Source organism: Frisingicoccus sp. (genome assembly GCF_048388605.1).
Taxonomy (GTDB): Bacteria; Bacillota; Clostridia; order Lachnospirales; family Lachnospiraceae; genus Frisingicoccus.
This window is the reverse complement of record NZ_DBGCTU010000038.1, coordinates 78,189-85,484: the sequence shown is the minus strand read 5'-3', so window position 1 is coordinate 85,484 and position 7,296 is coordinate 78,189. Positions and strand designations below refer to the sequence as shown.

Below are 7,296 nucleotides of genomic sequence, written 5' to 3'. Positions count from 1 at the left end.
GAGAAATAGAGATACCCTGAAGAATATGCAAGTGTTGTAATGCACGCATTTCTGCAGGGTATCTCTATTTCTCTTTTTAATGGGTAGAAATCGGCATTAGCCGATTTCCCCTTTTTTATTACTTTTTCATTTTTGGGTTAAAAATCAATGAGGCCAGATAAGAAATAAGCAGCGAAGCGCTGATTCCTATCGACGAGGCGCTGAAACCGCCTTTAAATACTCCGATAAAGCCCTCTTCATTGACAGCTCCTTTCACACCTTCCCACAGGCTGTAACCAAACCCGCTGAGGGGAACGGTAGCTCCGGCCCCGGCAAAATCCACAAGAGGTTTATACAACCCGAGAACACCGGCCGCAATGCCGAGACAGACAAGCAATACCATAATGCGTCCCGGGAGAAGTTTTGTCCGATCCATCAGGATCTGGATCAAACCGCATATGAGGCCGCCCACTAAAAAAGCTTTGAGATATATCATTATACCGCTTCCTTTCCATATAAGCTGCATGCTCCTACAAAAAGTATGTGCAAAAACATGGAAAGTATGTATACAGCTATTTTTTCAATATACCACTCTCATCAATAATCCGGACAATTTTTTCCATCGTCGGCACATCCCGGACAAGTGCAAAACGGACATAGCCCTCTCCCAGGCTTCCAAAGCTGCTCCCCGGTGTGCAAAGTACTCCCGTCTTTTCCGCCAGATCCATACAAAAGCTTTCAGAGGATTCATAGCCTTCCGGTATCGGCGCCCAGGCAAACATGGTCCCTTCACTGTCCGGCACATTCCATCCGATACTGCGCAGACCGCCGCAAAGCGCATGGTTGCGCCGTTCATACTCGGCACACTGGGCGAGCACAGCATCCTGAGGGCCATTCAAAGCCGCAATGGCGCCGTACTGTACCGGTTTGAAAACCCCGTAATCAATCTGAGAGCGCACTGTTTTAAACTTTTTAATAATCTCTTTATTGCCAACCACAAAGGATATCCGCGCCCCGGTCAGATTATAGGATTTGGACAGTGAGTAAAATTCCACGCCCACATCCTTAGCCCCTTCGTAAGCCAGAAATGAGCCGCCCTTTCTTCCGCCGTAAATGATATCCGAATAGGCATTATCATGAAGTACAATGATCTCATATTTTTCGGCAAAACGGATCAAATCCTCATACATCTTATCATTTGCCGCCACGCACACCGGATTCAGCGGATAAGAAACAATTATAAATTTAGCCTTTTTTGCCACATCTTCCGGGATACTGTCGAAATCCGGAAGAAAATGATTCTCGGCTCTTAAATCATAAGTCACCGGCTTTGCACCGCACAGAAACGGCCCCACGGAAAAAATCGGATATCCCGGATTCGGGACAAGCACAATATCACCCTCATCACATAAAGCCATCGCAATATGGGCGATCCCCTCCTGGGAACCATTAATGGACATAACTTCTTCGTGCTCAATATGTACGCCATAACGCCGCTCATAATGCCCGGCCACCGCTTCCAAAAGTTCCGGCATATCCACAAGAGAATATTTATAATTCTCCGGGTTTTCACAGGCCTTGCAGAAAACTTCCATCACATGGGGCGCCGGTTTGAAATCCGGCGTTCCCACAGACAGATTATAGACCTCCCTGCCCTGCCGCAGAAGTTCATCTTTCTTTTCATTTAAAATGGCAAATATTCCCGCCTCAAAGCTGTCAAGACGCTCGGCAAAATGGAATTTCATCGTCATCGCTCCTTCAATATTTTATCCTAATGTATTTATTATAGACCAATCATTCCTCCTTTTCAAGCACAACACCATGGGCAATTCCCGGGATACTCAGTCCCTCATTGAAACTGATCTTGGAGAGAAGAGCTCCCGTCGGAACAAATAAAACCCGTTTCCATGCGCCGCTTTCCATCTGGTTCATCACATAGCTGCAAAGAGTTACTGCCGAACAACCGCAGCCGCTTCCTCCGGCATGGGTATCCTGAGTTTCATGGTCAAAAATCTCAATGCCGCAGTCCATATGGCATGCTTCAATGTCGTATCCTTCCTCCCGCATCAGCTCAAATAAAATTTTTTGGCCCACATATCCCAAATCTCCGGTGATGACCTTATCATAATCCTCGGGTTTTCGGTTCATGTCTTTCAAATGGGAAGCGATGACAAAGGCCGCCGCCGGAGCCATACACGCGCCCATATTCTGCGAATCTTTAATACCGTAATCAATAATTTTTCCCGTCGTCGCCGCCCGGATGCGCACACATTTTTCCGCCGCTTTCTCCGAACATTCCTCCGCGCTCTCCAAAACAAGGGCGCCGCTGCCTGTCACTGTCCAGCTGGCAGCCAGCGAACGCTGATTCCCATAGCCGAGAGGGAATCGGAATTGCTTTTCCGCACTGGCAAAATGACTGGATGTCACCGCGACAGCCCGGCTGGCAAAACCGCCGTCAATGGCCATGGCCGCAAGACTGAGGGATTCTCCCATCGTCGAGCAGGCGCCGTACAAACCGAAATGGGGAATCTGAAGTTCCTTGACACCAAAGGAGGTGGCGATGGTCTGACCAAGCAGATCTCCCGCAAAGAGATATTCGATATTCTCAGGCTGTATAAACGCCTTGTCCAGTGCCTTCAAAACCGCTGTATATTGAAGTTGCCCCTCCGCCTCCTCCCAGCTGTCCTGTCCCATCATCGGGTCGCTGCATACCGTGTCAAAATACATTCCAAGAGGGCCCTCCGCCTCCTTCTCACCGACAACCGCCGCATAGCTTCGTATTAAAGGTGGATTTTCAAATTCCACCGTATATCTTCCCTGTCTTTTCTTTCCCATAACCGCTCCCCCTACACTAAGCCGATACTTATCAGTATCCAGTAAATAAATCCAAAAAACCAACTGGTCACTATTCCATATAAAATAACGGGACCGGCAATATTAAAGATCTGACTGCCGACTCCGAAAACCTGACCTTCCCGTTTAAATTCAATGGCACAGGAAGCCACCGAATTGGCGAACCCGGTAATCGGCACCAGATATCCGGCCCCCGCAAATTTCGTGATCGGTCCCACCAGATTAAATCCCGTCAAAAGGACGCTGGCTAAAATCAATATGAGCGTCGTATAATTATTGGCCAGCGTGTGCATCATCCCCTGGGCCTTAAACCAGTTATAAAGGCATTGCCCTATGACACAGATAATACCTCCGCTCACAAAAGCTTTGCAAAAAGACAGCCATCCGTTGACCTTTGGAGTCACCTGCTCCACATAGGTCTGATATTCTTTTTCATTCATTTAAAAACCCGCCTCCTTAAATAAAAAAATCAATTATTCCGCCAACGACCTTTCCCAAAGCAATAGCCCAGATAAAAGCTTTCATCCCTTCCCTCAGCCGAAGCCGATGAAACAGAATCGGAAACACATTGACAACCTCCGCCAACGCGCCGATAAAGCAGCCCACATAAATCCCGGCAAAAATACCAAAAAGGGCCGGTCCCGGCCATAAACCGCCGGGTATCTCCCATTGGTAAACAGAATACAGATTTCCCAACATTCCCCCCGCCATAAAGCAGATTTCATACCAGCGGATCGAATCAGCGCTGTGGGTCACCTGGGCCAGGCGGTTTAAAACGCCGATGGTGGCGATCAAAGCAAACAAAGCCGCAGCCACCGTGAACCCGGATGACAGGCCGATCAACGCCACAGCCGCATTTCTCATAAACTAATCCTCCACATCCAAAGACTTTCCCCGGCGGTCAGAGGATTTCACATAGGCATCCACCATATCCTGTTCATATTTATCCATCTGAATTTCCATCGCCGTCGGATTTCTGCGTCCTTTTTTCTCAAAATGATTAAAAAAAACAAGAATACCAATCCCAATTCCCAGGGAGTAAGTAAACTCTAAAACACCATTGCCGCTGTCAGGCCCAAAAAAGATTTTATAAACGGTTTTAAATACATCATCCACACCCGCATCTTCATTATAGGTCATAATTGAAAAGGCCGCGCCAAAAAAGGTCACCAGGCTGACGAGCACAACCTGTATACGGCTCCAAAGCTTTGACGGCTTCCTTTCTGAGATCAGGTCTACCAGGCAGTCTTCGCTGCCGATCGAATGGATCTGCAAATCCTTCCCCAAAGATTTATAAATCGCCGCATACACGTAAAGAATAGAAATAACCTCTTTTTCGCCGTCTTTCTCTTCGAAAACAAACACAGGCACATTCTCCAGCCGACGCATCAGCACTGCGTCACTGCAATAAACGCTGGCCATATCCTTCAGCCGGACCTCTCTCCGATCCACCCGGACATGTCCGTCCAGCTTAATATAAATATCCGATTTTAAACTGTCCAAAGGCCGTTCTCCCCTTCCCCGGGAGAACCCTCCTCTATTTTCACAAAAACGGCATCCTCATAAGTCGTCTGACCTACATCTGAAGTAAAGCTGCTCCATACGCCAACCCAGAGTACCAATGCAATAACTGTCAATATCAGGTATATGAAAATCTTCAAATCCCTTGTTTTGTGCATTTTCATCACTCCTTTGAGCCTTATTATTCCTTTTCAATATAAAAAAATACATCTTTTGAAAAAAATGCTTGTTTTTTCAAAAGATGTATTCATAAAAATCAAAATTTAATTATTTACATACATTTACCGGCGCACCATCCAGATAAGCATAAACATTATCAAAGACAATCTTTGCACGGCGAATCATTGACTCCTCGGAAATAAATGCCTGATGCGGTGTCAGCAATGTATTCTTTGCATGGAGAATCGGATAATCTTCCGGAATCGGAGGCTCCATATCAAATACATCCAGGCATGCAAAGCCCAGTTTATCTTCATTCAATGCCTTTGCAAGCGCTTCATTATCCACGATCGGCCCGCGGGCACAGTTGATAAATACTGTATCCGGCTTCATAAGCGCGATCTTATCCGCACTGATAAAGCCCCGTGTGCTGTCATTAAGCGGCATATTCAAAGAAACAATATCACTTTCGGACAATACTTCCTCGAGAGATTTATATTCGATTCCGAGAGCCTTCGCCTCCTCAGACTGACTCCGATTGTATGCGATAACCTTTGCTCCAAAGGCCAGGAACAATTTGGCGACAACCGTACCGATCTTTCCGAGACCGATAATTCCCACGGTACGTCCGCAAATTTCACGTCCGCCGATTCCTGCGCTTGTGCCGCCCTTACGAACAACATCATTCGCCTTTGCCACATTTCTCAGGCCGTCAATCGCCATCCCGATCACCAGCTCGGCAACCGTCTGATTGGAATAACCGGCCGCATTGCAGATCATAATATCTTTATCTTTACATGCTTTCACACCAATATGATCAATTCCTGTAAAAGCGACGGAAATCATCTTTAAAGCATCGGCAGATTCCACAACCTCCGCCGGATATGGATTATTTGCGATCATGACAATGTCACAACCGGCTGTACGTTTTTTCAGTTCCTCTACATCCGTTGTTTTCGTATCATAAAAACAAAATTCATGACCTCTGTCTTTTAACCCCTGTGAGAGTTCATCCAATACAGCCTGCGATACCCCAATCGGCTCTAATAAACTGATCTTCATACTAAAATTCCTCCTCGATGTAATCCTTAAATATAATCCTTCCGGGCATCTGCCCGTATCTTTATAATACACCCAACTGCAGAGAAAATGCAATCCCATTCTGCGGTTTCCATAAAACTTAAACCAGCCTTATCCCTATTCACCCCGATTTATCCCGCCGGGGCAGCCCAGCCGGATCACCGGCCGATGATCTCCCTCATTCGTTTTAAGATCCGCTTCTCCATCCGGGAAACCTGCACCTGGGAAATCCCGAAATGTTCAGCGATCTTACTCTGAGTTTCATTGCAGTAATAACGCAGAATAATAAGCTCCCTCTCCCGTTTGTCAAGACTTTTCAAAAGTTCTTCAATGAGCAGATGATCAAGGAGCTCTCCTTGACTGTCCCTTTTTTCCACCAGCTTGTCCGACAGGCATACCGGCTGTCCGTCACTCTGGAATATAACCTTATTCAGAGATTCCACTTCACATCCGGCCTCCATTGCGGAGATAACATCCTCCGGCTCCAGCCCGGTGCAGGCACACAGCTCACTCAAAGATGCCTCCCGGCCGTTTTTATGGTTCAGCTCTTCTCTGGCCTTCTGAATTTTCCATGAATGTTCCTTTAAAGAACGGCTGACCTTGATCATTCCATCATCCCGCAAAAACCGCTTGATCTCACCGGAGATCATTGGAACGGCATAGGTCGAAAACCGAACATCATAGCTCGTATCAAAATAATCGATCGCCTTGATCAATCCTATGACGCCAATCTGAAATAAATCTTCCGGCTCATATCCCCTGTGAGAAAAGCGGCGCACGACGCTCCACACAAGTCCCATATTTTTTTCCACAAGTAAATCTCTTGACTCTTTATCCCCTGATTTTGCGGCTAAAAGCAATTCAAGAAATTCCATAAATTTTCAGACCACTCCCAGTCTCTTTTTCATAATGATCCGGGTCCCCTCTCCCGGTTTTGACTCAACCTCCAGATCATCCATAAAGGCTTCCATAAAAGCGAATCCCATCCCCGACCGGTCAATATCCGGCCGGGTGGTAAACATGGGCTCCATGGCCTTCTCAATATCTTCAATACCCACGCCGAAGTCCAGAATTTCCACCGACACCTCTCTCCCGTCAATGCGGCCCCGCATCTCAATGTCTCCCGAAGCGCCTCCATAGCCGTGGATAATACTGTTTGTGACTGCCTCCGAAACGGCTGTCTTGATATCCGCCAATTCCTCCAGTGTCGGGTCCAACCGGGCTACAAAAGCTGAGATCACCATCCGGGCAAAACTTTCATTTTCTGAACAGCTGTCAAATATCACTTTCATTTCATTTTTGTCCATTAAAAACATCCTCCACTTCCGGATACACCCGAATAATTTTATGCAGGCCGGATACATAAAACAACTTCTCCACCGCCGGGCCCACCCCCGCCGCGCAGACAGTGCCCCCGCACATGGAAAGGTCTCTATACCGGCTGATCAGCATGCCCACGCCGGAACTGTCCATAAATGTGGTTTCGGAAAAATCAAAAATAATATGACGTATTTCCCTTTCCCGGTTGATTTTTTCCATAGTACGGCGTATATGCTCCGCCTGATGATGGTCCAGCTCCCGGCCCACACGAATGATCAGATAGGGACCTTTCAACTGATATTCCATTTCCATTGTCATACCTCCCAAAATAAAAAAAGATGAGATACCCATAAATGTGAGTTTCTCATCTTTTGTTTCACCAAT

11 protein-coding genes are annotated in these 7,296 nt (G+C 46.9%); all 11 read right to left on the bottom strand.

Annotated elements, in window-relative coordinates:
* Nucleotides 1-118 precede the first annotated feature (118 nt).
* A complete protein-coding gene (locus ACMN7X_RS10050; protein ID WP_418747334.1) occupies nucleotides 119-475 on the bottom strand; it encodes a SpoVA/SpoVAEb family sporulation membrane protein in 357 nt (118 codons plus the stop codon).
* A 76-nt stretch (nucleotides 476-551) separates the two neighbouring features.
* The gene (locus ACMN7X_RS10045; RefSeq protein WP_418747333.1) at nucleotides 552-1,724 is read right to left on the bottom strand and encodes an aminotransferase class I/II-fold pyridoxal phosphate-dependent enzyme; all 1,173 of its coding nucleotides are present in this window, start codon (nucleotides 1,722-1,724) and stop codon (nucleotides 552-554) included.
* 49 nt (nucleotides 1,725-1,773) lie between these two features.
* Complete coding sequence (gene spoVAD / locus ACMN7X_RS10040) at nucleotides 1,774-2,814, bottom strand: stage V sporulation protein AD (RefSeq protein WP_418747332.1); 1,041 nt, start codon at nucleotides 2,812-2,814, stop codon at nucleotides 1,774-1,776.
* An 11-nt stretch (nucleotides 2,815-2,825) separates the two neighbouring features.
* Nucleotides 2,826-3,272 (bottom strand): SpoVA/SpoVAEb family sporulation membrane protein, encoded by a 447-nt coding sequence (locus ACMN7X_RS10035; RefSeq protein WP_418747331.1) that lies wholly within the window; start codon nucleotides 3,270-3,272, stop codon nucleotides 2,826-2,828.
* A gap of 16 nt (nucleotides 3,273-3,288) precedes the next feature.
* Nucleotides 3,289-3,696, bottom strand: a complete 408-nt coding sequence (locus tag ACMN7X_RS10030; protein ID WP_418747330.1) for a stage V sporulation protein AB — start codon at nucleotides 3,694-3,696, stop codon at nucleotides 3,289-3,291.
* Between the two features lie 3 nt (nucleotides 3,697-3,699).
* Entirely contained in the window at nucleotides 3,700-4,335 is a 636-nt protein-coding gene (locus tag ACMN7X_RS10025) for a stage V sporulation protein AA (protein ID WP_418747329.1), read from the bottom strand.
* Nucleotides 4,323-4,511, bottom strand: a complete 189-nt coding sequence (locus ACMN7X_RS10020; RefSeq protein ID WP_418747328.1) for a hypothetical protein — start codon at nucleotides 4,509-4,511, stop codon at nucleotides 4,323-4,325. The genes ACMN7X_RS10025 and ACMN7X_RS10020 overlap by 13 nt, the downstream gene beginning before the upstream one ends.
* A gap of 109 nt (nucleotides 4,512-4,620) precedes the next feature.
* Nucleotides 4,621-5,574, bottom strand: a complete 954-nt coding sequence (locus ACMN7X_RS10015) for a 2-hydroxyacid dehydrogenase (RefSeq protein WP_418747327.1) — start codon at nucleotides 5,572-5,574, stop codon at nucleotides 4,621-4,623.
* A 176-nt stretch (nucleotides 5,575-5,750) separates the two neighbouring features.
* A complete protein-coding gene (locus ACMN7X_RS10010) occupies nucleotides 5,751-6,467 on the bottom strand; it encodes a SigF/SigG family RNA polymerase sporulation sigma factor (protein ID WP_418747326.1) in 717 nt (238 codons plus the stop codon).
* Nucleotides 6,468-6,473: 6 nt separating this feature from the next.
* The gene (spoIIAB, locus tag ACMN7X_RS10005; RefSeq protein WP_418747325.1) at nucleotides 6,474-6,899 is read right to left on the bottom strand and encodes an anti-sigma F factor; all 426 of its coding nucleotides are present in this window, start codon (nucleotides 6,897-6,899) and stop codon (nucleotides 6,474-6,476) included.
* Nucleotides 6,886-7,224, bottom strand: coding sequence for an STAS domain-containing protein (locus ACMN7X_RS10000; RefSeq protein ID WP_418747324.1), 339 nt, complete (start codon nucleotides 7,222-7,224; stop codon nucleotides 6,886-6,888). The genes spoIIAB and ACMN7X_RS10000 overlap by 14 nt, the downstream gene beginning before the upstream one ends.
* Nucleotides 7,225-7,296 lie beyond the last annotated feature (72 nt).

Bases quoted from the DNA above. Each gene is read 5' to 3' on its own strand.
- ACMN7X_RS10050 (WP_418747334.1), bottom strand. From the start codon at position 475: ATGATATATCTCAAAGCTTTTTTAGTGGGCGGCCTCATATGCGGTTTG.
- ACMN7X_RS10045 (WP_418747333.1), bottom strand. From the start codon at position 1,724: ATGAAATTCCATTTTGCCGAGCGTCTTGACAGCTTTGAGGCGGGAATA.
- spoVAD (WP_418747332.1), bottom strand. From the start codon at position 2,814: ATGGGAAAGAAAAGACAGGGAAGATATACGGTGGAATTTGAAAATCCA.
- ACMN7X_RS10035 (WP_418747331.1), bottom strand. From the start codon at position 3,272: ATGAATGAAAAAGAATATCAGACCTATGTGGAGCAGGTGACTCCAAAG.
- ACMN7X_RS10030 (WP_418747330.1), bottom strand. From the start codon at position 3,696: ATGAGAAATGCGGCTGTGGCGTTGATCGGCCTGTCATCCGGGTTCACG.
- ACMN7X_RS10020 (WP_418747328.1), bottom strand. From the start codon at position 4,511: ATGCACAAAACAAGGGATTTGAAGATTTTCATATACCTGATATTGACA.
- ACMN7X_RS10015 (WP_418747327.1), bottom strand. From the start codon at position 5,574: ATGAAGATCAGTTTATTAGAGCCGATTGGGGTATCGCAGGCTGTATTG.
- ACMN7X_RS10010 (WP_418747326.1), bottom strand. From the start codon at position 6,467: ATGGAATTTCTTGAATTGCTTTTAGCCGCAAAATCAGGGGATAAAGAG.
- spoIIAB (WP_418747325.1), bottom strand. From the start codon at position 6,899: ATGGACAAAAATGAAATGAAAGTGATATTTGACAGCTGTTCAGAAAAT.
- ACMN7X_RS10000 (WP_418747324.1), bottom strand. From the start codon at position 7,224: ATGGAAATGGAATATCAGTTGAAAGGTCCCTATCTGATCATTCGTGTG.